Source organism: Frigoribacterium sp. CG_9.8 (assembly GCF_015751965.1).
Taxonomy (GTDB): domain Bacteria; phylum Actinomycetota; class Actinomycetes; order Actinomycetales; family Microbacteriaceae; genus Lacisediminihabitans.
Genome location: NZ_JADOVH010000002.1, coordinates 260837 through 282638, shown reverse-complemented (window position 1 = coordinate 282638; position 21802 = coordinate 260837). Strand labels below are relative to the sequence as shown.

General features: G+C 64.5%; 17 protein-coding genes and 1 tRNA gene. 8 read left to right on the top strand and 10 right to left on the bottom strand.

Annotated features, from left to right (window positions below):
- Positions 1-67 precede the first annotated feature (67 nt).
- From thrB to argS, 6 genes are read right to left on the bottom strand one after another with little or no spacing between them, the layout of a single operon-like run.
- A complete protein-coding gene (gene thrB, locus IWX88_RS06215; protein WP_196828348.1) occupies positions 68-1024 on the bottom strand; it encodes a homoserine kinase in 957 nt (318 codons plus the stop codon).
- On the bottom strand, positions 1021-2103 hold the full coding sequence (gene thrC, locus IWX88_RS06210; RefSeq protein WP_196828346.1) for a threonine synthase: 1083 nt from the start codon (positions 2101-2103) through the stop codon (positions 1021-1023). The genes thrB and thrC overlap by 4 nt, the downstream gene beginning before the upstream one ends.
- On the bottom strand, positions 2103-3422 hold the full coding sequence (locus IWX88_RS06205; protein WP_196828344.1) for a homoserine dehydrogenase: 1320 nt from the start codon (positions 3420-3422) through the stop codon (positions 2103-2105). Before IWX88_RS06205 ends, thrC begins: the two co-directional genes overlap by 1 nt.
- Entirely contained in the window at positions 3419-4864 is a 1446-nt protein-coding gene (gene lysA, locus IWX88_RS06200; protein WP_196828341.1) for a diaminopimelate decarboxylase, read from the bottom strand. The genes IWX88_RS06205 and lysA overlap by 4 nt, the downstream gene beginning before the upstream one ends.
- On the bottom strand, positions 4861-5763 hold the full coding sequence (locus IWX88_RS06195; protein WP_196828339.1) for a DUF2993 domain-containing protein: 903 nt from the start codon (positions 5761-5763) through the stop codon (positions 4861-4863). Before IWX88_RS06195 ends, lysA begins: the two co-directional genes overlap by 4 nt.
- Before the next feature lie 3 nt (positions 5764-5766).
- Entirely contained in the window at positions 5767-7428 is a 1662-nt protein-coding gene (argS, locus tag IWX88_RS06190) for an arginine--tRNA ligase (RefSeq protein WP_370568207.1), read from the bottom strand.
- Positions 7429-7540: 112 nt separating this feature from the next.
- On the opposite strand from argS, the gene IWX88_RS06185 reads away from it, so the two are divergent.
- Positions 7541-8182, top strand: coding sequence for an arginyl-tRNA synthetase (locus IWX88_RS06185; protein ID WP_196828335.1), 642 nt, complete (start codon positions 7541-7543; stop codon positions 8180-8182).
- 42 nt (positions 8183-8224) lie between these two features.
- Here the strand turns inward: IWX88_RS06185 and IWX88_RS06180 are convergent, their stop codons facing one another.
- Positions 8225-9043, bottom strand: coding sequence for a transglutaminase family protein (locus IWX88_RS06180; protein WP_196828333.1), 819 nt, complete (start codon positions 9041-9043; stop codon positions 8225-8227).
- 295 nt (positions 9044-9338) lie between these two features.
- Positions 9339-10001, bottom strand: coding sequence for a pyridoxal 5'-phosphate synthase (locus IWX88_RS06175; RefSeq protein WP_196828331.1), 663 nt, complete (start codon positions 9999-10001; stop codon positions 9339-9341).
- 68 nt (positions 10002-10069) lie between these two features.
- On the opposite strand from IWX88_RS06175, the gene IWX88_RS06170 reads away from it, so the two are divergent.
- A tRNA-Arg gene (locus tag IWX88_RS06170) sits at positions 10070-10144 on the top strand.
- 154 nt (positions 10145-10298) lie between these two features.
- Here IWX88_RS06170 and IWX88_RS06165 read toward each other — a convergent pair.
- Positions 10299-11675: an OFA family MFS transporter gene (locus IWX88_RS06165; RefSeq protein ID WP_196828328.1), complete on the bottom strand. Its 1377-nt coding sequence runs from the start codon at positions 11673-11675 to the stop codon at positions 10299-10301.
- 428 nt (positions 11676-12103) lie between these two features.
- Between IWX88_RS06165 and IWX88_RS06160 the strand changes: the two genes are divergently transcribed.
- Positions 12104-13375 carry an ArgE/DapE family deacylase gene (locus IWX88_RS06160; RefSeq protein WP_196828326.1) on the top strand — a complete coding sequence of 424 codons (1272 nt, stop codon included), beginning with the start codon at positions 12104-12106 and terminating at the stop codon, positions 13373-13375.
- 60 nt (positions 13376-13435) lie between these two features.
- Positions 13436-14536: a glycerate kinase gene (locus tag IWX88_RS06155; RefSeq protein WP_370568206.1), complete on the top strand. Its 1101-nt coding sequence runs from the start codon at positions 13436-13438 to the stop codon at positions 14534-14536.
- Between the two features lie 84 nt (positions 14537-14620).
- Here IWX88_RS06155 and IWX88_RS06150 read toward each other — a convergent pair whose 3' ends face one another.
- The gene (locus tag IWX88_RS06150) at positions 14621-16051 is read right to left on the bottom strand and encodes an XRE family transcriptional regulator (protein WP_196828324.1); all 1431 of its coding nucleotides are present in this window, start codon (positions 16049-16051) and stop codon (positions 14621-14623) included.
- Between the two features lie 172 nt (positions 16052-16223).
- Between IWX88_RS06150 and IWX88_RS06145 the strand changes: the two genes are divergently transcribed.
- From IWX88_RS06145 to IWX88_RS06130, 4 genes are all read left to right on the top strand, one after another.
- A complete protein-coding gene (locus IWX88_RS06145) occupies positions 16224-18083 on the top strand; it encodes a phosphoenolpyruvate carboxykinase (GTP) (protein WP_196828322.1) in 1860 nt (619 codons plus the stop codon).
- Positions 18084-18184: 101 nt separating this feature from the next.
- Positions 18185-18787, top strand: a complete 603-nt coding sequence (locus tag IWX88_RS06140) for an RNA polymerase sigma factor (RefSeq protein WP_196828320.1) — start codon at positions 18185-18187, stop codon at positions 18785-18787.
- Positions 18771-19556, top strand: coding sequence for a hypothetical protein (locus IWX88_RS06135; RefSeq protein ID WP_196828318.1), 786 nt, complete (start codon positions 18771-18773; stop codon positions 19554-19556). The genes IWX88_RS06140 and IWX88_RS06135 overlap by 17 nt, the downstream gene beginning before the upstream one ends.
- A gap of 101 nt (positions 19557-19657) precedes the next feature.
- On the top strand, positions 19658-21703 hold the full coding sequence (locus tag IWX88_RS06130) for a TPM domain-containing protein (RefSeq protein ID WP_196828316.1): 2046 nt from the start codon (positions 19658-19660) through the stop codon (positions 21701-21703).
- Positions 21704-21802 lie beyond the last annotated feature (99 nt).

Below are 21802 nucleotides of genomic sequence, written 5' to 3'. Positions count from 1 at the left end.
AGTAGCGCGGGAGAAGCACTGGTATTTGCTGAAGCTATTGCTGGTGAGTGCTGCCCGGGGGTTTCGGTTAAGCCGAATTTTCTACCGGGTGCGCTGTAACAGTAGCACCTTTGAAGTCCACAGCCAGCAGAAGCGGCTGCCACGGCGAGCCGCGACGGGCCGCGATCAGGCTCGCGGCGACGAGTCGCTGGGCTGGGTCGCTGCAGAGCACCAGAATCGATGGACCGGCCCCCGACACCACTGCGGGAAGCCCGTGCGAACGCAGTTCGAGAATGAGCGACTCGGTCTCCGGCATTGCTGCGGCGCGATAGCTCTGGTGCAACTTGTCCTCTGTAGCGGCGAGCAGGAGCTCGGGGCTCTGGATGAGCGCCGCAATCAGCAGTGCGGAGCGCGACACATTGAAGATCGCATCTTCATGCGGCACCGAGGCCGGCCGCAGGCTGCGCGCGAGCTCGGTTGACATCGTCGACTCTGGCACCGCGATGAGCGGTGAGACCCCGCGGTGCACGATCAGTTTCTTGTGCTGCGGGCCGGCATCCGTTGTCCAAGCGATGGTGAGACCACCGAAGAGTGCGGGTGCGACGTTATCCGGATGCCCCTCGAGCGCGGTCGCGAGAGCGAGCAGCGCATTCGAATCGATGTGCACGATACCCTCGAGCAGCCCCTTGGCGGCCATGATGCCCGAGACGATGGCGGCACCGGATGACCCGAGCCCTCGCCCGTGCGGGATGTGGTTGCGCGCCGCGAGGTCGAGGCCAGGCAGCGGCTGCGAGTAGGCGGTAAAGGTGTAGCGGATTGCGGTGACCACGAGATTGGTTTCGTCGGTCGCGACCTCACCCGCGCCGACTCCAATGACCTCGACCGTCGCCCCCGGGGCATCCCGAACCGTCACCGTGAGCTCGTCATAGAGAGACAGCGCGAGCCCAAGGGTGTCGAACCCCGGTCCGAGATTGGCGGTGGTCGCGGGAACGCGAACGGTCACCGAACGCCCGGTGAGACACTCGAGTGAACCGAGTGCGCTCACACGCTGACTTTGGCGAGACCGAGCACGCCGGCCACCTCGTCAGTATTGTTCTCTACCACTGTTGGCGTGATGGTCGAGCCATCCGCGGTTTTGAGAGCCCATTGCGGGTCTTTCAAGCCGTGACCGGTGACGGTGAGCACCACGGTCGAACCCTTGGGGATCTGACCCGCCGCGGCACGCTCGAGCAAGCCGGCGACACTGATGGCCGAGGCTGGCTCCACGAAAATTCCGACCTCCGCCGAGAGGATCCGGTACGCCTCGAGGATGTGCGTGTCGGAGATTGCTCCGAAGTACCCGTTGGTCAACTCGCGAGCGGTGAGAGCGAGCGCCCACGAGGCCGGGTTTCCGATGCGGATCGCGCTGGCAATGGTCTCGGGATTGCGCACGATCTTCCCGTGCACGATCGGGGCGCTCCCCTCAGCTTGGAAACCAAACATCCGCGGGTGCTTCGTCGAGTCTCCGCGGGCGAGGGACTCACCGTAGCCTCGGGAGTACGCGGTGTAATTTCCCGCGTTCCCGATGGGCACGATGTGGATGTCGGGGGCGTCACCGAGCACCTCCACCACCTCGAAGGCAGCAGTCTTTTGACCCTCGATCCGGTCGTTGTTCACCGAGTTGACGAGGTGCACGGGGTAATGCGCCGCGAGATCGCGGGCGATTTCGAGACAGTCGTCGAAGTTGCCGCGGATCTGGAGCAGCTCCGCGTTGTGCGCGATCGCCTGCGCGAGTTTGCCCATCGCGATCTTGCCCTCCGGCACGAGTACTGCGGCCTTGATTCCGGCATGGCTGGCGTAGGCGGCGGCAGCAGCCGAGGTGTTTCCGGTTGAGGCGCAAATGACCGCTTTGGCGCCGTGTTCAACGGCCTTCGAGACCGCCATGGTCATTCCGCGGTCCTTGAATGAACCTGTCGGGTTCATACCCTCGTACTTCACCCAGACGTTCGCGCCCGTGCGCGCCGAAAGGGCCGGTGCCGGGATGAGCGGCGTACCACCCTCGCCGAGGGTGATGATCGGGGTTGCATCCGAGATGTCGAGACGGTCTGCATACTCGCGGAGAACCCCGCGCCACTGATGGGCCATTATGAACCTTCTACTCTCAGTACGGATGTGACACTTACAACGACATCGCTCGATTCGAGTTCGAGAACAGTCGCTGCAAGATCGGCTTCGGAGGCCTCGTGTGTGCCTATCACAAGGGTAGCGGTGGGCGTCGAGGTGCTACCGCCACCATAGACGGACTGGGTGAGTGTTTCGACGGAAACCCCGTGCTCGCTGAAAAGTGCGGCAACGGCCGCGAGCACGCCGGGAGCATCGACGACGCTGACGGTGATCTGGTACTGCGTGATCACTCGGGAAATCGGCAGGATCGGCAGGTTTGCGTGGGTCGACTCAGCGACACCCGGACCGCCGATCACGTGGCGTCGGGCAGCCGAAACAAGGTCGCCGAGCACGGCGGAGGCAGTTTCGATCCCGCCCGCACCGGCGCCATAGAACATCAGATCGCCCGCGGCTTCGGCCTCGATGAAGACCGCATTCTTGGCTCCATGGACGGAGGCAAGCGGATGATCGCGCGGAACGAGCGCAGGGTAGACGCGGGCGGACACGCCCTCGACGCCATCGATATCCGTCAGTCGCTCGCAGATGGCGAGCAACTTGACAACGTAACCGGCCTTCTGCGCCGCCTGCACTTGCTCGAGCGTGACACCGGTGATTCCCTCGCGGTGCACTGACTCCAGCGGAACGGTGGTGTGGAATGCCAGGCTTGCGAGAATCGCCGTCTTCTGGGCTGCGTCGTAGCCCTCGATGTCTGCTGAGGGATCGGACTTCTCTGCGTAGCCGAGCTTGGTTGCCGTCGCGAGCGCCACCTCGAGCGACTCACCCGCCGTGTCCATGCGATCGAGAATGAAGTTGGTCGTGCCGTTCACGATGCCGAGGATGCGCTTGATCCGGTCACCGGCGAGACTGTCCCGCAGCGGACGGATGATCGGGATCGCCCCCGCGACGGCCGCCTCGTAATACAGCTGCGCGCCGACCTGCTCCGCTGCCTCGAAGAGCTCCGGACCGTGGGTCGCGAGCAGCGCCTTATTTCCGGTGATGACATCTGCCCCGGAGTTGAGTGCCTGCAGAATGAGCGTGCGTGCCGGTTCGAGGCCGCCCATGAGCTCGATCACGATGTCCGCGCCGAGGATGAGCGACTCGGCATCCGTCGTCAGAAGTTCTTTCGGGATCTCAGGCGTGCGAGTTGCCCCGAGATCGCGCACGGCAACGCCGACGAGTTCGAGTCCCGCACCGGCGCGATTGGCGAGTTCGCTGCCGTGCTCGAGCAGCAGTGCCGCGACCTGGGCACCCACCGATCCGGCGCCGAGAAGGGCCACTCGCAGGTTGCGGTATTCGATCATGGTGCTCCTTGTTCGGTGACGCTGATCGCTTCAGTGACTCCAGTGGACCGTATTCCGGCATCTCGCGACAGCAGGTCGGCCTCGGTCTCACCGCGCACGATCAGGCGAGCGACACCGTTGCGCACAGCGACGACCGCGGGACGGGCGAGATAGTTGTAGTTGTTGGCCATTGCCCAGCAGTATGCGCCGGTGGCCGGCACAGCGAGCAGGTCTCCCGGCTCGACATCCCCGGGCAGGTAATCGGCGAGCACCACGATGTCGCCACTTTCGCAGTGCTTGCCCGCGACGCGCACCAGTGCGGGCTCTGCCGTCGACGCGCGGTTGGCGAGGCGTACGGAGTAGTCGGCGGCATAGAGAGCGGTGCGGATGTTATCGCTCATCCCCCCGTCGACACTGACGTACCTGCGGATCGCGGTGGCCTCATTTGGCAGGGTCACCTCGACGTCCTTGATCGTGCCGACCTCGTACAGAGTGAACGTCGACGGACCGATGATCGATCGGCCCGGCTCGACGGCGACGACGGGGACCGGGATGGAGAGTCGCGCACACTCCGACGCGACGATGGCAGCGAATCTCGCAGCGATCACCGAGATCGGCACGGCGGTATCGACCGAGGTGTAGGCGATTCCGAATCCACCACCGAGATTGAGCTCCGGGATCTCTCCACCGGAGAGTAGCTCGGCGTGCAGTGCGAGCAGTCGCTTCGCGGACTCGACGAAGCCCTCGGACTCAAAGATCTGCGACCCGATATGGGAGTGCAGCCCGAGAAAGCGCAGCGAAGCGCTCGAGCGGATGCGTGCGACCGCCGCCGGCGCATCGGCGATCGTGATGCCGAACTTCTGGTCCTCGCGTGCTGTCGCAAGATACTCGTGGGTGTGAGCGTGCACCCCGCTGTTGAGACGGAGGCGCACCGGCTGCACCCGGGAGTGGCGAGAGGCGGCATCCGCGATCCGCTCGATCTCGATCAGGCTGTCGACCACGAGCACGCCGACGCCAGAACGCACGGCACGGTCGATCTCGGCCAGGGATTTGTTGTTGCCGTGGAGCCCAATGCGAGAGGGATCCACACCAGCGGCCAGTGCCACCGCAAGCTCACCGCTGCTGCAGACGTCGATATACAGCCCGGCTTCGGTCACCCAGCGGGCGACCTCGGCAGACATGAACGCCTTGCAGGCGTAGTAGACCTTCGCGGCCGATCCCACGAGCGCGAACTCCCGATCGAAGCATTCCCGGGCTTCGAGTGCGCGGGCTCGGACATCCTCTTCATCCACCACATAGAGCGGGGTGCCGAATTCGGCGGCAAGGGCGGATGCCGCAACCCCGGCCACCTCGAGCATCCCGGATGCGGCGCGCGCGGCATTGTGTGACCACACCGTCACAGGCAACAGATTCGCGTCGGCGGGAGGCTGGAGCCACGCAGGGGCAAGCGGATTTGCGATCACGGGCAGACACCCTTGGACGTCAGAAGCGCGGTACTGAGCAGCACCGACCGACCGGATACCGCGAGTTGCAGTGAGGATCCCGCCATGGTCACCGAGTCGAGTGGCAGTTGCTTCGGCAGGTATTTGGCCACGCACACCTTCTGGGTCGCCAATAGTGGTTCCGCAATGGCGCCGAAAGTGGCGCGGAGCGCGGCCGGGGTCATCGGTGCCCCGTTGACGACGAGTGACACCGGCGTCAACGCCAACTGGCCGTCAATGGCCGAGGGCACAAAATCGACCAGCACGGGAACGCTGACGCCCAGAGCGCTGATCGCGGTGCCGAGCTGCACGGCGCCGGAGACTATTTTCACCGAGCTGATCGCGGGTCCGGTAAAGCCGGCCAGCAGCTTCTTCAGCTCATCCGCAGAGGCCGCGAACACCACCCGAGCGCTCTCGATCGGCTTCGACCTGGTGAGCGGAACACCGATGGCGGTGAGAGTGGCTTTCCCACTGAGGTCGCCGAGGCCCAGTGAATCGATCGTGACGTCTACTCGCTCGAAACGGCCGGTCGCCGCCTGGTAGAGCACCGATGTGCCGCCGATCTTCACCGTTACCGGTGTCGAGGCCGCAAGCGAGAGCGAGCTTCGCGCCGTCGTCTTGATCAGATTGCCGACATACCAGCGCGCTCCGTTGTCGAGGGCGACGATTATCGCGATCAGGATCACGAGGAAGACGCTGAGCCCGATCCAGCCGCGACCGCGTTTGCGACGGATCTCGGTCTCGACAAACAACGGGCCGGAATCCGAGCCGTCTAGCCCTGCGTCGTTCGATTCCGCACCGTTCGAATCCGCACCGTTCGAATACTGCCGACCCGAACCACCCAGGTTCCAGTTGAATTGGTTGTCGTCCTGTCGTGCCACGCGCTACATCCGCTCCGGCGCCGAAACGCCAAGAAGACCGAGTGCGTTGCGCAACACGGTGCCGGTGGCGTCGTTGAGCCAGAGCCGGGTGCGGTGCACGTCGGTGACCGGCTCGTCGCCGAGAGGCGTAACTCGGCAGTTGTCATACCAACGGTGATAGGCGCCAGCGAGCTCCTCGGCATACCGTGCCACACGGTGTGGCTCACGCAATTCCGCAGCCTGGGTGACGACGCGAGGAAACTCGGCGAGGATCCCGAGCAGGCTGCTCTCGGTCTCATGGGTGAGAACGGAGGAATCGAAGGCGCTGCGATCCACCCCGCTGTCCGCCGCATTGCGGGCGACCGACTGCGTGCGAGCGTGCGCGTACTGCACATAGAAGACCGGGTTGTCATTGGTGCGCTTGGTGAGCAGATCAAGATCGATATCGAGCTGCGAATCGCTCGATGAGCGCACGAGCGAGTAGCGCGCCGCATCCACTCCCACGGCATCGACCAAGTCTTCGAGCACGACAACGGTGCCGTTGCGCTTGCTCATGCGGTGCGGTTTGCCGTCCCGAATCAGGTTGACCATCTGGCCGATGAGAATCTCGAGGTTCACCCGGGGAGTGTCGCCGAAGGCGGCTGTCATCGCCATCAGTCGCTGCACATAGCCGTGGTGATCGGCTCCGAGCATGATCAGGTTTCGCTCGAACCCACGTTCGCGCTTGTTGAGGTAGTAGGCGAGGTCACCCGAGATATAGGCACCCTCGCCGTCGCTCTTGATCACAACCCGGTCTTTATCGTCGCCGAATTGTGTAGTGCGCAGCCAGGTTGCGCCCTCGGCCTGGTAGATGTGACCCAGGTCGCTGAGCCGCGCGATCGCCTTCTCGACATCACCGTTCTCGTGCAGGGTGTTCTCGTGAAAGTAGACGTCAAAATCGACCCCGAAGTGGTGGAGGCTCGTCTTGATGTCACCGAACATGAGGTCAACGCCGATGGCGCGGAACGTCTCCTGCTGCCCCTCGCGCGACAGGGTGGCGAGGTCACCTGGAGCGATCTCGACGACCCGGGCGGCAATATCCGAGATGTACTGTCCCCCATAGCCGTCGTCAGGCGTCGGCTCACCGAGATGGCTCGCCAACAGACTCCGCGCGAAGCGATCGATCTGGCTCCCGTGGTCATTGAAGTAGTACTCGCGGGTGACGAGGGCACCCTCAGCCGCGAAAATGCGAGCAAGGCTGTCGCCGACGGCCGCCCAGCGCACTCCCCCGAGGTGGATCGGCCCGGTGGGGTTGGCCGAAACGAACTCGAGGTTGATCTTCACCCCGTCATAGAAGGTGCCGTTGCCGTAGGCAATGCCCTGCAGCACGATTGTTTTTGCGAGAGCACCGGCCGCCGCGGCGTCCAGGCTGATGTTGATGAAACCGGGGCCAGCGACATCCACCGCCGACACGCCCTCGATCGAGCGGATGCCCTCGGCAAGCTCGAGAGCGAGCTCCCGCGGGTTCGTACCGACCTGCTTCGCGAGCTTCATAGCGATGTTGGATGCCCAGTCCCCGTGATCACGGTTCTTGGGGCGCTCGACCTTGACGTCATCGAGCGACAGGCTCGAGACATCCGCGCCCCGTTGCTTCAGCGCGCCCGTGACGATGCTGAGCAGTTGGGCGGAAAGATCGGCAGGAGTCACGAGCACCGATTCTATCGGGCGCCATCGGGGCATCCTGTGGGCGCGCCCCGCGGGGCGATGAACGGGAACTGGGCGAAACTGGGGTAATTCGATCAAGGGAACCTGTGACGCCGTGAACACATTCGTAAAGTCTCGTCAGCGGGTGACTATGGTCGCCGTCTCGCTTGCTGCGACAGTGGCACTCGCGCTCACCGGATGCGTGTCGCAGCCGGGCAGTCCTGCCAGCGAACGCCCGAGCAACTCCTCAGATTCCGACACCTCCGGGTCCGGTTCCTCACCGGCAGCCAGCACGAATCCGTCGCCGAGCTCCTCGGCGGTGGCTGGCGCTACCCCAACGAAGATCGCCTGCGGCACGCTCCTGTCGGCCCAGGCTGTCTACGATTTCAACCCCAACTTCGGGCTCGACAGCTCATTCACACCGAAATCGGGCACCGCCGCGGCAACCGCGGTCGCCGAACGGGGTACCGCGTGCACCTGGCGCAATCAAACCAGCAAGGAAACCTTCACCATCGCGGTCGCCCGCCCTGCTGCTACGGAATTCGCGTCGCTCAGGTCGAAAGTCGCGACGGGCACTGCAACACCGGGCCTCGGCGATGCGGCCTACTTCTCATCCAGCGACTCCTCATCCAGCGGTGCAGTCGGGCGTATCGACGTGTTCACCGGTGCGTACTGGCTGGTCGCGACATCCGTTTACTTTGGGTCGGCCACCGATGCGAAGGATCTGGTCACGACGGCACTTCGCGCTCTCAAGTAAGACGCAGTAGTACGACGCGGAAGCAGGACGCGGAAGTAGCGCTCAGCGCAACTGCACCTGCTGGCGGAAGTCGTCCGTCGGCAGTTTGTCCACGATTGCACGCACCTGCAGGTCGAGCAGCGTGAGGTTGGCCCAGTGGTTGGTGAGGAAGGCGATATCCGCAGCGTCCCGGCCGGTGGAGATGCGCAGCAGACTCTGGCGCGGAGCAAGTTCGGTGGCATCCACCACATGCCAGCTACCGTCGACGAGTGCCTCGGCTACAGCGTGGAAGTCCATCGGGCTAAGCCCTGGCGCGTGGACGGCCGCCATCCGGGCGGGCACGTTGACGGCGCGCAGCAGTGCGATCACGAGGTGGGCGTAGTCCCGGCACACACCCTGCCGCGCGAGAAGGGTGCCGACCGCGCCATCCGTGACCCGGCTCGATCCCGGAACGTAATAGAGGCGATCATGAACCCACGCGCTGACAGCGGTGAGTAGCTCCAGCCCGCTGAGGCCGCGGAACTCGGATGCCGCCGTCGGCAGCAGCGTGTCGGACTCGCAGTAGCGGCTCGGGCGCAGATAGATGATGGTGTCCAGGTCATCGGCCGGTGCCGCCGGCGCTTGCCCGATCGCCTCCGCCGTGTAATCGATAGTCATGCGACCCTTTTCGCTGATCAGCTGGTGCAGACGGGACCCGTGGCGGTCGACGAGCTCCCGCGGGCTATGCGTGACGCCATCGAGGCTGATGTCAAGGCGCTCCGATGCGAGGGTGACACCGCGAGCGACAGCGAGGGTGACACCGCGAGCGACAGCGAGATTCACCACCATCGAAGTGCGGCCAGCGATGTCGAGTTCGAGATGAGCGGCGACGGTACGGAGCATGCGACGATCCTGCCATGGGCCTGCTGCGCGGATGTTTCATTCGTCGCGGTGCCTCGCAGTCCCGGGTCACAGCGCCCCCGCAGTCCCGGGTCACAGCGCCCCAGAGCGGGTCAGTTCGGACAATCGGGGCCAGCATGCCAGCCCGGATTGTCCGAACTGACCCGGTTTGGCAAGGGCCAATCCCGCCCGGCACTCTCAGCCCCAGCAACCAGAACCGCTGCGGACAGCTCTCACTACGACAGTTCTCGCCCCGGCAGCCCTCGCTATGACCAACTCTTGTGACGCCCTGCCTTCCCTACGGCCAGAGTAGGTCGCGAACCCAGACGTCGCCGTCGAGCCGATACCGCAGCCGCAACTGGTCGCGTGTGCGGTCGGCCTGCCAGAACTCGAACTCCACCGGTCGCAGCAGGTAGGCCTGCCATTCGTCGGGCACATAGTCGGGATCGGCGTCGATGCGCTCGCGAGCGGCACCAACCGCAGAAAGATAGTCATCATCCGACGCCGGCAGCGGTTCGCTCTGCTGCCCGCCCGCGGCAATCGCCCGTGCATTGGGATGGCGCTTCAGGAAGTCGATTCTGGCGAGCTCGCGGGATCCCGGCTCCGCATCCCCCACCACGCGGATCTGTCGACCCTGCTCCCGCCAATACAGCAGCAGTGCCGCTCGCGGGTTATGCGCAAGATCGCGCCCCTTTGGACTCGACGACAGGCTGGCGAACCACAGGCCTTCCGGCGTCACATCCTTGAGTAGAAGAGTGCGAGTGGATGGCGCGCCCTCACTGCTCACGGTGGCGATGCTCATGGCGTGGGGCTGCGACACCTCCTTCTCCAGTGCGAAGCCCAGCCATTCGGTGAGCAGCTCATTCGGATCCGATGGGGCCGCATCCGTATCGAAGGTGGGCAATTGTCCACTGAAGACGGTCAACGACTGGAGTCGTTCGCGCCAAGAAACATCGGTCATGATGTTAGCCTACGTTTCGCCCCGACAGTGCGGCTGGCAGCGGGCTGGTAACGTAGGACTGCACTTGAGCCCCCATAGCTCAGGGGATAGAGCACTGCCCTCCGGAGGCAGGGGCGGCAGTTCGAATCTGCCTGGGGGCACCATCCTCACGTGCCAACGCATCTCACCCGAATAACGCTGTCACCTTAACCACCGTTTGGCTGACAGCGTAGACGAGTGGAATTCCAACGAGTGCCCAGACGAGGACCAGCTTGATGCTCTTCATACCAAGACTCCAATAGATTGTGCGAACGTGGTCTAGCGGGCGGACACGGGCTCCGGGGTGGGTTCGTGAAATGACGCGTTGACCGGGCGCACCAGCAGGTTGGCGATGAAGCCGATCAGCAGCAGACCGACCATGGTGATCAGTGCGGGCTGGTACGCGGCCGCCGTCAGATCACCGGGCGCACCCTGGGCATCCAGGAGCGAATTCACGATGAGCGGGCCGGCAATCCCAGCAGCGGACCAGGCCGTCAGTAAGCGACCGTGGATAGCGCCGACCTGGAACGTGCCGAACAGATCTCGCAGGTATGCCGGAACGGTGGAGAACCCGCCGCCGTAGAACGAGATGATGACGAAGGCGAGGACGACGAACAGGGTCGTCGTGGTCGCACCCAGGAGTGCCAAAACGGCGTACAGCACGCCGCCGATACCCAGATAAATTACGTAGACATTTTTGCGCCCGATGAAGTCTGACGTAGCCGACCAGACGAACCGGCCGCCCATGTTGGCGATCGACAGCAGCCCGACAAAGCCACCGGCGACGACGGCTGTGACGAGGGAAGTACCGCCGGGCTGGCGGAAGAAGTCCTGAATCATGGGGGCGGCCTGCTCGAGAATGCCGATTCCCGCGGTGACGTTGCAGAAGAGCACGACCCACACCAACCAAAATTGGCGAGTCTTAATGGCATTCCTGGCCGACACATGGTTGTTGCTGACCAAAACTCTTGCAGTAATCTCCGTCGGATCAAAACCGGCCGGCTTCCAATCGGCGGCAGGAACCCTGATAGTGAAGGCTCCGAACATCATATACGCCAAATAAACCACCGCAAGGGTGAGGAAGAGCTTGCCGACGGAGTCACCGCTGGCAACCCAGCCGTCGCTGCCGGATGCCGGGTCGTAAAAACTTAAGAGCGCGGTGGAAACGGGGCTCGCGATGAGGGCGCCACCGCCGAAGCCCATGATGGCCATTCCGGTCGCCATGCCCGGGCGATCCGGGAACCATTTGATCAAGGTGGAAACCGGGGAGATATAGCCGATGCCAAGTCCAATACCACCGACGAATCCATAGCCGAGATAGACCAACCAGAGCTGATTGCTGAAGATACCCACCGCGCCGAGCACGAACCCTCCCGACCAGAACAGTGCCGAGACAAACATGGCCTTGCGTGGACCGTTGGTATCTACCCAGGTGCCCATGATGGCGGCCGATAACCCCAGCATCACGATGGCGATCGAGAAAATCAATCCGATCTGCACCAGGCTGACCTGAAAATGCGCGACCAGTGCGGTTTTGTAGACGCTGGTCGCATAGACCTGGCCGATACAGAGGTGAACCGCCAGAGCGGCCGGCGGAATCAACCAGCGGTTGAACCCCGGGCGGGCGATGGAACGATCTCGGTCTAGCAGGCTCATCAGGATGCGTGTCCTCCGTCATGCGATCGGCGCAACCGCGCACTAAACGCTGGGCAGCTGCATCGCTGGTCGTTCTTAGACTCTAGCGGCGCGCTGCGCGGTGCGGCATTGGCACGCGGATGGCGCACCTGCGGCTGGTGGGGTGGACCAATGTGATGTCGTATCGCCAATTCGAGTAGCTGGTCATCCCCTCTCACGAGCGTCACTTTGCCCGTGCCGCCGAGGTGTGCCCTGTGTCGCAGCCAGCCCTATTCGAGCGGGTGTGCCGCAGTCAATTCCACACGCTTCGGTCTGTTGCGCTCGCGTGATTTCCGCGTCAAACAATGCTGACGAAGCAACACACGGGACTGGGGTGGAGAGCGGGCGTGCACCCTCGCGTGACAGGCCGGGCGACGTCATCCGCGACCCGAACGTGCCACAGTGAGGTCATGCCCCTCTCAGACCTGGAACACCACGTACTCGAGCACATCGACGAACAACAGCTCGTCGAGAGTCTCGTCGCCGTCATTCGGGTGCCGAGTGTGACCGGGACGGATGCCGAGTCCGACTTGCAGCACGCCCACGCGAAGATGCTGGATGCCGCCGGCCTCGACGTCGACACCTGGAAGTTCGACCTGGCTGCGCTGCGAGCCGACCACCGGTTTCCCGGCGAAGAGACCGGCCGAAGTGAAGGCTACGGAGTGGTCGGGATGACGGGCCCCGGGTACCCCGCGCTGGTGTTGCAGGGGCATGTCGATGTGGTTCCGACCGGTGATGTCGAGCGGTGGCACGACGGCGATCCGTTCAGCGGAGTGATTCGGGCAGGCGCAGTTCACGGGCGCGGGGCGTGCGACATGAAGGCGGGCGTCGTCGCGAATCTGGCGGTGATACAGGCGATCCGGGCATCCGGTGTGGTCCTCGAACGTCCGTTGGCTATCCATTCGGTCATCAGCGAAGAAGACGGTGGACTCGGCGCGTTCGGCACCATGGTGCGGGGTCACGGTGGCGAGGTCGCTGTGATCACCGAACCGACGAGCAATCGCATCGTCACGGCCTGCGCCGGAGCCCTCACGTTTGCGATCTCGGTTCCGGGGTTGGCAGCACACGGCAGCACCCGGTTGCAGGGACTGAGCGCCTTCGACGCGTTCCTGCCGTTGAACCGGGCGATCGCCGCGCTGGAGGCGGACCGAAATACCCGGCCGGATCCGCGGTTCCTCACGACGGCACTGCCCTATCCGATCTCCATCGGGCGTATCAGGGCCGGCGATTGGGCCTCGAGTGTTCCCGACCTGCTCGTCGCGGAGGGACGCCTCGGTGTGATCATCGACGAGGAACCAGCGGATGCCCGGGCAAGCTTCGAGCGGGCGATCGCGAACGCCTGCGCGGCGGATCCGTGGCTTCGGGATCATCCGGCGACGGTCACCTGGCCCGGTGGCCAATTCGCGAGCGGGCGCATCGATGACGATCACGCCTTCATCGACGAGATATCGGATGCGATAACGAGTCTTCGCGGTGGTCCGGTACCCGAGCGCACGGCTGCTCCCTATGGAAGCGACCTGCGACTGTATTCGGGAATCGGGGGCATCCCGACCCTTCACTATGGTCCGGGAGACGTCAACTTTGCACATGCTCCTCGCGAGCAAGTGGAGTTGACGGAGCTCTTCGCGGTAGCGCGGTCGTTGACCCTGCTGGCCGTTCGTCGCTGTGGGGCGCACCGTTAGCGGCTGGCTGCACTGCCGGGTGCGACAGCCCGGTGCACCCGTGAGCATCGGGGTGTGCGTGTGAGCGTTCCCCTGCAGATTGTGATCGCACCCGACTCGTTCAAGGGCTCACTCCCGGCGTATCGAGTCGCCGAAGCAATCGCGGCCGGTTGGTCATCGGTGCGGCCGCACGATGTGCTTACGCTTATTCCCCAGGCGGACGGCGGCGAGGGCACTCTCGATGCGATCGAGGCGGCTGTAGCTGGATCAGTGAGGCGTGCTGCCGGGTCCGTGACCGGTCCGGATGGCACCCCGACACCCGGCGCCTGGCTCGTGCTGCCGGATGGCACGGCGGTGGTTGAGCTTGCCCAGATGTGCGGTCTCCCGCTCGCAGCACGTCTGGATCCGCTTGGAGCATCGACCGTGGGACTCGGGGAGGTGATCCGCCACGCGCTGATCGCAGGAGCATCCAGGCTGGTGATTGGGCTTGGCGGATCCGCGTCGACCGATGGCGCGGCCGGTGCGCTCGCCGCCCTCGGTCTGCGCGGAAACGCCAGCCTCACTGCGGGCGGTGGTGCTCTCGGAGAACTCAGGTACCTCGACCGATCGCAGCTCATCGCACCACCGTCTGGTGGGGTCACCCTGCTGACGGATGTCGCTGCCCCCCTGCTCGGCTCGACCGGAGCCGCGGCGGTCTTCGGGCCGCAGAAGGGCGCAACACCCGCCGATATAACGCTTCTCGACACCAGTCTCACCCGGTTCGCTGCACTGCTCGGTGGCGAGGTGAGCCTGCCGGGGATGGGAGCGGCCGGGGGCGCAGGCTACGGATTCGTTGCCGCCTGGGGCGCACTTATCCAACCCGGTGCCGACTACCTCAGCGCCCTCACGGGCGTAGAGGCGGCGGTCGCCCGAGCGGATCTGGTCATCACCGGCGAGGGACGCTTCGACGCGACATCGCGCACAGGCAAGATCGTCGGCACACTCATCGATCTCGCGGGCAAGCATTGTGTGCCGGTCACCGTCATCGCTGGCCAGCTGGCTCAGATGCCCCTCGGGTCCGATGGTAGGCCCGTGAGCGCCACGAGTCTCGCGGATCTCGCAGGCTCAGCGGATGCCGCGATGGCTGATCCCATTCGATGGCTGCGTGCTGCCGCGGCTGCCGCCGCATCCGCTCCCCTGTGACGGGTCAACTTCGCAGGTAGACACTCCCCACAAACATGCGAAGTTGACCCCTGACAGCTGACGGGTCGGATGCCTCGGGGCGTATCACTCCCCCGAATGCGCCTCGAGGAAAACGTAGAGCTCCGTGTCATCCACGCCGGGGAAGGTACCCGACGGCAGCGGAGCGAGGATGTGCGCGTGCAGTTTTGCACTCGGCCAGGCCTTGTGCGCCCAGCGCTTCGACAGCTCGGTGTCGGGTCGACGACAGCAGCTCGCATCGGGGCAGCGCGAGGTCACCCGATTGGGCGTATCGCGCCCGCGAAACCACTTTGCATCGGCGAATGGCACACCGACAGTGATGGAGAACTCTTCGTTGCTTGAGGTACCGGTCTGGGTCGAGCACCAGTAGGTTCCGGTCGGAGTGTCGGTGTACTGGTAGAACTCGTTCGTGCGGTTTGGCCGCCAAAACGCGGTGCGGGCGCTCCACTGGCGGCAGACCAGTTGACCCTCGGTTGAGCCGGTGACATCCGTCGGCAGTTGGACTCCATCGTTCTCATAGCCCTTGTAAAGCGCGCCATCTTCGCCCACCCGCAGGAAGTGCACGGGCATGCCGAGGTGCTTGGTTGCCAGGTTGGTGAACCGCAGGGCCGCCGCCTCATGAGTGACGCCGAAGGCATCACGAAAATCCTCGACTGCGAGGTTGCGCTCCGCCTTCGACCGGTTGAGGAACTCCACCGACTGTGTGAGGGGCATGAGACAGGCCGCAGCAAAATAATTGATCTCCAACCGCTGGTGCAGGAACTCCGCGTAGCTCTCCGGTTGCGTGTGCTCGAGCAGGCGGTGTGCGATCGCCTGGAGCGCCATCGAGCGCAGACCATGACCACCCGGGATCGATGCGGGCGGCAGGTAAATTCGCCCGTTCGCGAGGTCGATGACCGATCGGGTCGAGTGGGGAAGATCATGAACAAAGATCAACTCGAAGCCGAGCTTCTTCGCCATCAGGTTCACGGCCCGGTGTGTGAGGGCTCCCCCGACGTAGCCGACGCCTCGCACCGCCTCCTCGGCGAGGTCCTCGATCGCGGGCAGATAGTTGTCTTGGGTGCGCATGTGCTGACGCAGCTCGGTGTTGGCGCGTCGGGCCTCCTCTGGAGTCGCAATCGCCTCCCGTGCCCGACGGGCGAGTTCGCGGTGCAGCCCGACGAGCGACTCGAGGGTCTCCTCGGGCATCGCACGCGACGGACGGATCGCCGGAAGCCCGAGCCCCTGGTAGACGGCGGCCTTCTGCATCCGGTCAAGTTCGATTTCGAGGGCCGCACGCGCAGTGGGAGGTGTGTCATCGAGCAACTGCGACACCGGGATACCAATGGTGGCCGCGATCCCCTGCAGCAGGGAGAGCCGGGGTTCGCGTCTCCCGTTCTCCATCAGGGAAAGCTGGCTGCCGGCAATGCCGACCCGCTCCCCGAGTTGGTCGAGGGTGAGCCCGGCCTCGTTGCGAGAATGTCGGATGCGCTGGCCCAGCGTCGCGAGATCGGTCATACATTTGACAATAGTGAAAGAATCACTATTTTTACCAGTCGGTTTCCTGGAAATCATGCAGAAAGTCGCGCAATCTTGAGGGGAGCCAGAAATTACGGCACGCATCAGTGTGATCCAGACGAACTATCCAGATCCAGACGAACCATCCGGATCCAGACGAAACGGACGCGACATGACCATCACATCAGCACGACTGACTAACAGCTCGAGCACCCCGGATGCCGCGGGCACCGCGCCGAAGAACGCCGACCCGCACATCGTCGCGTGGGTCGCATCAATCGCCTCCCTCACTACTCCAGACGCGGTCGTCTGGTGCGACGGTTCTCTCGCTGAGAACGACAGGTTGACCCGCATGATGGTCGACTCCGGTACGTTGTTGCGCCTTAACGCCGAGCACCGCCCCAACAGTTTCCTCGCCCGGAGCGATCCGAGCGACGTCGCGCGGGTCGAGGCCCGCACTTTTATCTGCTCCGAATCCGAGGACGCCGCCGGCCCCACCAATAACTGGCGCGAACCGGCCGAAATGCGCGGCACTCTCTCAACGCTGTTCGCCGGGAGTATGCGCGGTCGCACGATGTACGTCGTGCCCTTTTCGATGGGACCGCTCGGAAGCCCCCTCGCCAAACTCGGCGTGCAGGTCACCGACTCTCCCTATGTGGTGGTCAGCACCCGCATCATGACTCGCATGGGAGCCGACGCTCTTTCCCTCATCGGCCCCGACACCGAGTGGGTTCCCGCTGTACACAGCGTCGGTGCCCCGCTGGTGAATGGCGCGAAGGACGTGCCGTGGCCATGCAACGAAACGAAGTACATTTCGCACTTTCCGGAGACCCGCGAGATCTGGTCGTACGGATCGGCATACGGCGGAAACGCGCTCCTTGCGAAGAAGTCCTTTGCCCTGCGCATCGCCTCGGTGCTCGCCCGCGACGAGGGGTGGCTTGCCGAGCACATGCTGATCCTCAAAATCACCAATACGCGCGGCAAGGTGTTCCACATCGCAGCCGCGTTCCCGTCTGCCTGCGGCAAGACCAACCTCGCCATGCTGAGACCCTCCATCCCCGGCTGGAAGGTGGAAACCATCGGGGACGACATCGCCTGGCTGCGTCCCGGTCCTGACGGCCGCCTCCGCGCGATCAATCCAGAGGCCGGTTTCTTCGGCGTCGCTCCCGGCACCGGGCGCTCCACCAATGCGACCGCCATCGACACCCTCTGGGGCAACACCATTTTCACCAATGTTGCCCTGCGCGAAGACGGCGATGTGTGGTGGGAGGGGCTGAGCGAGAAGGCCCCCGACAATCTGACCGACTGGCAGGGAAACGCCTGGAGTTCGACATCCGGATCCACAGCCGCCCACCCGAATTCCCGGTTCACCGTTGCTGCCGCCCAGTGCCCAGCCATCGCCGATGACTGGCAGGATCCGGAGGGCGTGGTGATCGACGCGATCATCTTCGGTGGACGTCGTGCGACGAATGTGCCGCTGGTGACCGAAGCTCGTGGCTGGGAGCACGGAGTTTTCGTCGGGGCGACGGTCTCGTCAGAGCGCACCGCAGCCGCGGAAGGCACCGTCGGCGAACTGAGACGCGACCCCTTTGCCATGATGCCGTTCTGCGGTTACAACATGGCGGACTACTGGTCGCACTGGCTGGAGATCGGCGAGACGCTCGGCACTCAGGCCCCGAAGATCTTCCAGGTGAACTGGTTCCGCAAGGGGGCGGACGGATCATTCCTCTGGCCCGGTTTTGCGGAGAACTCCCGGGTGCTCGAATGGATTCTCGACCGGGTCGATGGGCGAGCTGCGGCACTGGACACACCGCTGGGCTGGAAGCCAGTCGACGGCGGACTCAACGTCGACGGAATCAATGTCACTCACCGCGACCTCACCCAACTCTTTGACGTGGACCCGGACGCATGGTTCGCCGAGCTCGATGCGACCGAACAGTTCTTTGCGACCTTCGGCGACCGCTTACCCGCGAGCCTCACGGCCCAGCTCACCGACATCCGCCGTCGACTCAAGCTGTCCATCGAGAACTGATCGCTCGCAGAAATAAAAGTGGACCCCAGTACAACGTTTTATCCCCCTCGTGCGTCTCAGAAGGTAGACACTCTTTTTCAGAGGCGCGCGAGGGGAACCGGATGCCCGGGACAGCACCACAGCACGACACAGCTGGCAGCGGCTGGCAATCAGGCGATTGGCGATCAGTCGTTGAGACGCTGGTTGCCGAACGCGGCGATGCACTGACCCGGTACGCCTGGCTGATCAGCGGCAGTGCGGATGACGCAGCCGACCTGGTTCAGGATGCCCTGGTGAAAACCTTTGGCCGGCTTCGCAATGGCTTTACCGTCGTCAGCGCCGAAGCATATGTGCGCCGCGCCATTCTCAACGCCTGGCTCGACGGGGGGCGCCGAACGACCCGCTGGAGGCGGATCGTCCACTTGGCTGCAGTACCGGACATTCAGGAGTCGACAGCTCCCGCCACCGACAGTCGTCTCGACCTCACGGCCGAGCTTGCAAAACTCACCCCGCGCGAGCGAGCCTGCATCGTCTTGCGCTACTACGAAGACTTTAAGGTCGACGACATCGCCACGTGGCTCGGAATCTCCTCCGGCGCGGTGAAACGCTACCTCAGCGACGGCCTGAAAAAAATGGCCGTCGCGCTGTCCGAGGAAGCAAATCCCAAAGCATCCACCACCACCAATACCGATACGCAGGGAGCAGTCCATGTCCGCAGAATCTGATCTGAAGAAGATGTTCGGTGAGGCTGGTCCGTCGCTCGGGCGGGTCGACCTCGCACGCGTGCTCCGCCGCAGCTCCCGTCGCCGGCTCGCCCAGCAGGTCGCGGTGGGTAGCGCGACAACGCTCGCCGTTGCGGGAATCGGCGCTGCTGGGTTCAGTGGCATCCGCGCTCTGGTGCCGCCGACCGGCTCCACGTCGAGCGCGGCCGCGCCGGACGTGACGGGGCCGAATTTACCGGGGCCGGAGTCGAAGGACGGCAGCGCGGCGACAAACGGTGGGCTCACCCTTGCCCCCGACGGGCGGCTCAACCTCTGCGGCGGCACCCTTGCCGAGGTCGCGCCAAATGCGGCCGGACTCGTGCTCACCACCAGCTTTGGGCCAGCGGATGCCTCGTCCGACCGGGTTTCAGGCACGGTGACGCTCACGAACACGGGTAGCACGCGGATCACGGGCTCCTCGGCCGCGTACCCGGCCATCACCCTTTCGAAGGGCGGTCTCGTGCTGTGGCACAGCAACGGCCCCATGATCGCGATGGCAGCGCTTGTGGACCTGGCGCCCGGAACATCGATGACCTATCCGGCGTCATTCACGCCGGTCACTTGCGCGGTTGAAGACGACAGCGCAGGCAGCTTCCGTGGTGACCTGCCGCAGGTGGCTGCCGGTCGGTACCAGGTCTCAGCCGCCATTGATTTCAGCGGGCAGAACCCGGATGGCTCGAGCCTGGGCACCGAGCTCGTGACCGGGCCGACATCCGAGGTGACCCTGCGGTAGCACCCCGGCTTTGAGCAGGATTCAGTAGAATCGCAGTCGACATCGCCACCGTCACTCTGCGATCCAAGGAGCCTGTCATTCGCGTCACCGTCACAGCCCGTTTGTTCCGGCTGGTTGCCGTAGCCGCGCTCACGCTGCTCGCCGCCCTCTGCGCTGTCGTCGCTGCGCCGACGACGGCACAGGCCCAATCGCCGGTGGATCTCGGTGGAGTCTATGTTGTGGATGCAGTCAACGCCGTCGGATCGCGCGGCGCAGAGATCACCGCCGCGACAGATGCGCTCTACGCTTCGACGAAACTCCAGCTCTTCGTGGTCTATGTCGACAGTTTCACCGGGGTGGCCGATAAGACCGCATGGGCCGAAGACGTCGCCAGGAAGAACGGGCTCGGCAGCACCGACATCCTGCTTGCGGTAGCAACAGTGGACCGCAACTATTCGATCTTCTACGGCGACTCCGCCCCGGACGCTGGCGAGACGCAGCGGGTCGAGACCGACGACATCATCCCGGCGCTGAAACAGAACGACTGGGTCGGAGCCGCCGTGGCCGCGGCAAACGGCTACGCGAGTGCCTCAAGCCGGGGACCGAGCGGCAGTTCAGGCACCGGCGATTCCGGTGCATCCGGGGCCTCTGGCGGCGGATCCACTCTGCCGATCGTGGTCATTCTCATGCTGCTTGCGCTGGTCGTGCTCGCAGTCGTGTTCTCACAGCGATCGCGACGAAAAAGGGGGGCGGGTGGCGTTGTCTCCACTCCTGCAGGTCCGACGCAGGCGCAACTGGACCAGAGAGCGGGCAGCCTGCTCGTGCAGCTCGATGACTCCCTGAAGACAAGCGAACAGGAGCTCGGATTCGCGGTGGCGCAGTTTGGCACCGAGGCGACCACCCCGTTCAGTGCGACTCTCGCAACCGCTAAATCCCAGGTGGCAGAGGCCTTTGCCCTGCGCCAAAAGCTCGACGATTCGGTGCCGGAGACACCGGAGCAGAAGCGGGAGATGACCCTGCGCATCATCGAACTCTGCGACACCGCCGACACAGAACTCGACGCCCAGGCGGATGCCTTCGATGAGTTGCGGAGGCTCGAGCAGAATGCGCCAGAGGTCCTTCTCACCGCCGTGACGGATGCCGAGGCGGTCACGACGCGACTCGCGATGGCGCGCGTCACCCTCACCTCTTTGCAGGAGTCGTACTCGACGGCGGCACTCTCCTCGATCGCCGGTAATCCCGATCAGGTGGCGAAACTTCTCGAGTTCGTTGGAAGCGCCGGATCCACGGCGCAGGCGGCGATCGCCAGCGGTGACTCCGGCGCGGCGGCGATCAACGTGCGGGCGGCACAGGCCAGCATCGGCCAGACCATCCAGCTGCTCGATTCGATCGACACCCTCGCGTCGGCGCTCGCCAATGCCCGCGGCACACTCGACGCGGCGATCGCTGATACCCGGCAGGATCTAGCGACTGCGAAAACACTGCCGGCCGCCGCATCCGGAGTACTCAGTGAGCCGACCGCGGCCGCACAAGCTGCACTCACTGCGGCGACGACCGGTAGCGGACCGGCCGATCCGCTGGCCAGTCTCGCCTCGCTCAACACAGCGAATGCCGCGCTCGACCGCGTGCTCGATGCCGTGCGGGACGCGCAACAAAAGCTGCAGGCGGCGACCGCGCAGCTGCCTGCCGCCCTGAGTACGGCATCCAGCCAGGTCACCGCTGCCAGCGACTTCATCACCACCAGGCGCGGTGGTGTCGGCACCGACGCGCGCACCCGGGTCGCCGAGGCCGCCCGTCACCTCGATCTCGCCTTCGGGCTCGCACCCTCAGACCCTGCGACGGCCCTGGCCGAAGCAACAGCAGCCCAATTCCTGGCCGCGCAGGCGCTCGCACTCGCCCAGAACGACATCGACTCCGGTGGCATGGGGCTGGGTGGTGGTCTCGGTGGTGGTCTCGGAGGCGGCCTCGGTGGGAGCTTCGGTGGCGGTCTCGGTGGCGGTCTCGGTGGCGCGATCCTCGGCGGTCTCATCGGCGGCATGCTGAGCGGCGGCGGTGGCGGGGGCGTCTTCGGGGGCGGCGGCGGCACGGGCGGTTTTGGCGGCAGCTCGCGCAGCTCGGGGGGATCATTCGGCGGCGACGGCGGCAGCTCCAGCGGAGGACGGTTTTAGAGCTTCGTGGACCGCGCAGAAATTCTGCATTCACAGCAACACAGCAACACAAGCAGACAACGACACAACGACACAACGACACAAAGACACAAAGACACA

Bases quoted from the DNA above. Each gene is read 5' to 3' on its own strand.
- thrC (WP_196828346.1), bottom strand. From the start codon at position 2,103: ATGGCCCATCAGTGGCGCGGGGTTCTCCGCGAGTATGCAGACCGTCTC.
- IWX88_RS06205 (WP_196828344.1), bottom strand. From the start codon at position 3,422: ATGATCGAATACCGCAACCTGCGAGTGGCCCTTCTCGGCGCCGGATCG.
- IWX88_RS06180 (WP_196828333.1), bottom strand. From the start codon at position 9,043: ATGCTCCGTACCGTCGCCGCTCATCTCGAACTCGACATCGCTGGCCGC.
- IWX88_RS06175 (WP_196828331.1), bottom strand. From the start codon at position 10,001: ATGACCGATGTTTCTTGGCGCGAACGACTCCAGTCGTTGACCGTCTTC.
- IWX88_RS06165 (WP_196828328.1), bottom strand. From the start codon at position 11,675: ATGAGCCTGCTAGACCGAGATCGTTCCATCGCCCGCCCGGGGTTCAAC.
- IWX88_RS06160 (WP_196828326.1), top strand. From the start codon at position 12,104: ATGCCCCTCTCAGACCTGGAACACCACGTACTCGAGCACATCGACGAA.
- IWX88_RS06150 (WP_196828324.1), bottom strand. From the start codon at position 16,051: ATGACCGATCTCGCGACGCTGGGCCAGCGCATCCGACATTCTCGCAAC.
- IWX88_RS06145 (WP_196828322.1), top strand. From the start codon at position 16,224: ATGACCATCACATCAGCACGACTGACTAACAGCTCGAGCACCCCGGAT.
- IWX88_RS06140 (WP_196828320.1), top strand. From the start codon at position 18,185: ATGCCCGGGACAGCACCACAGCACGACACAGCTGGCAGCGGCTGGCAA.
- IWX88_RS06135 (WP_196828318.1), top strand. From the start codon at position 18,771: ATGTCCGCAGAATCTGATCTGAAGAAGATGTTCGGTGAGGCTGGTCCG.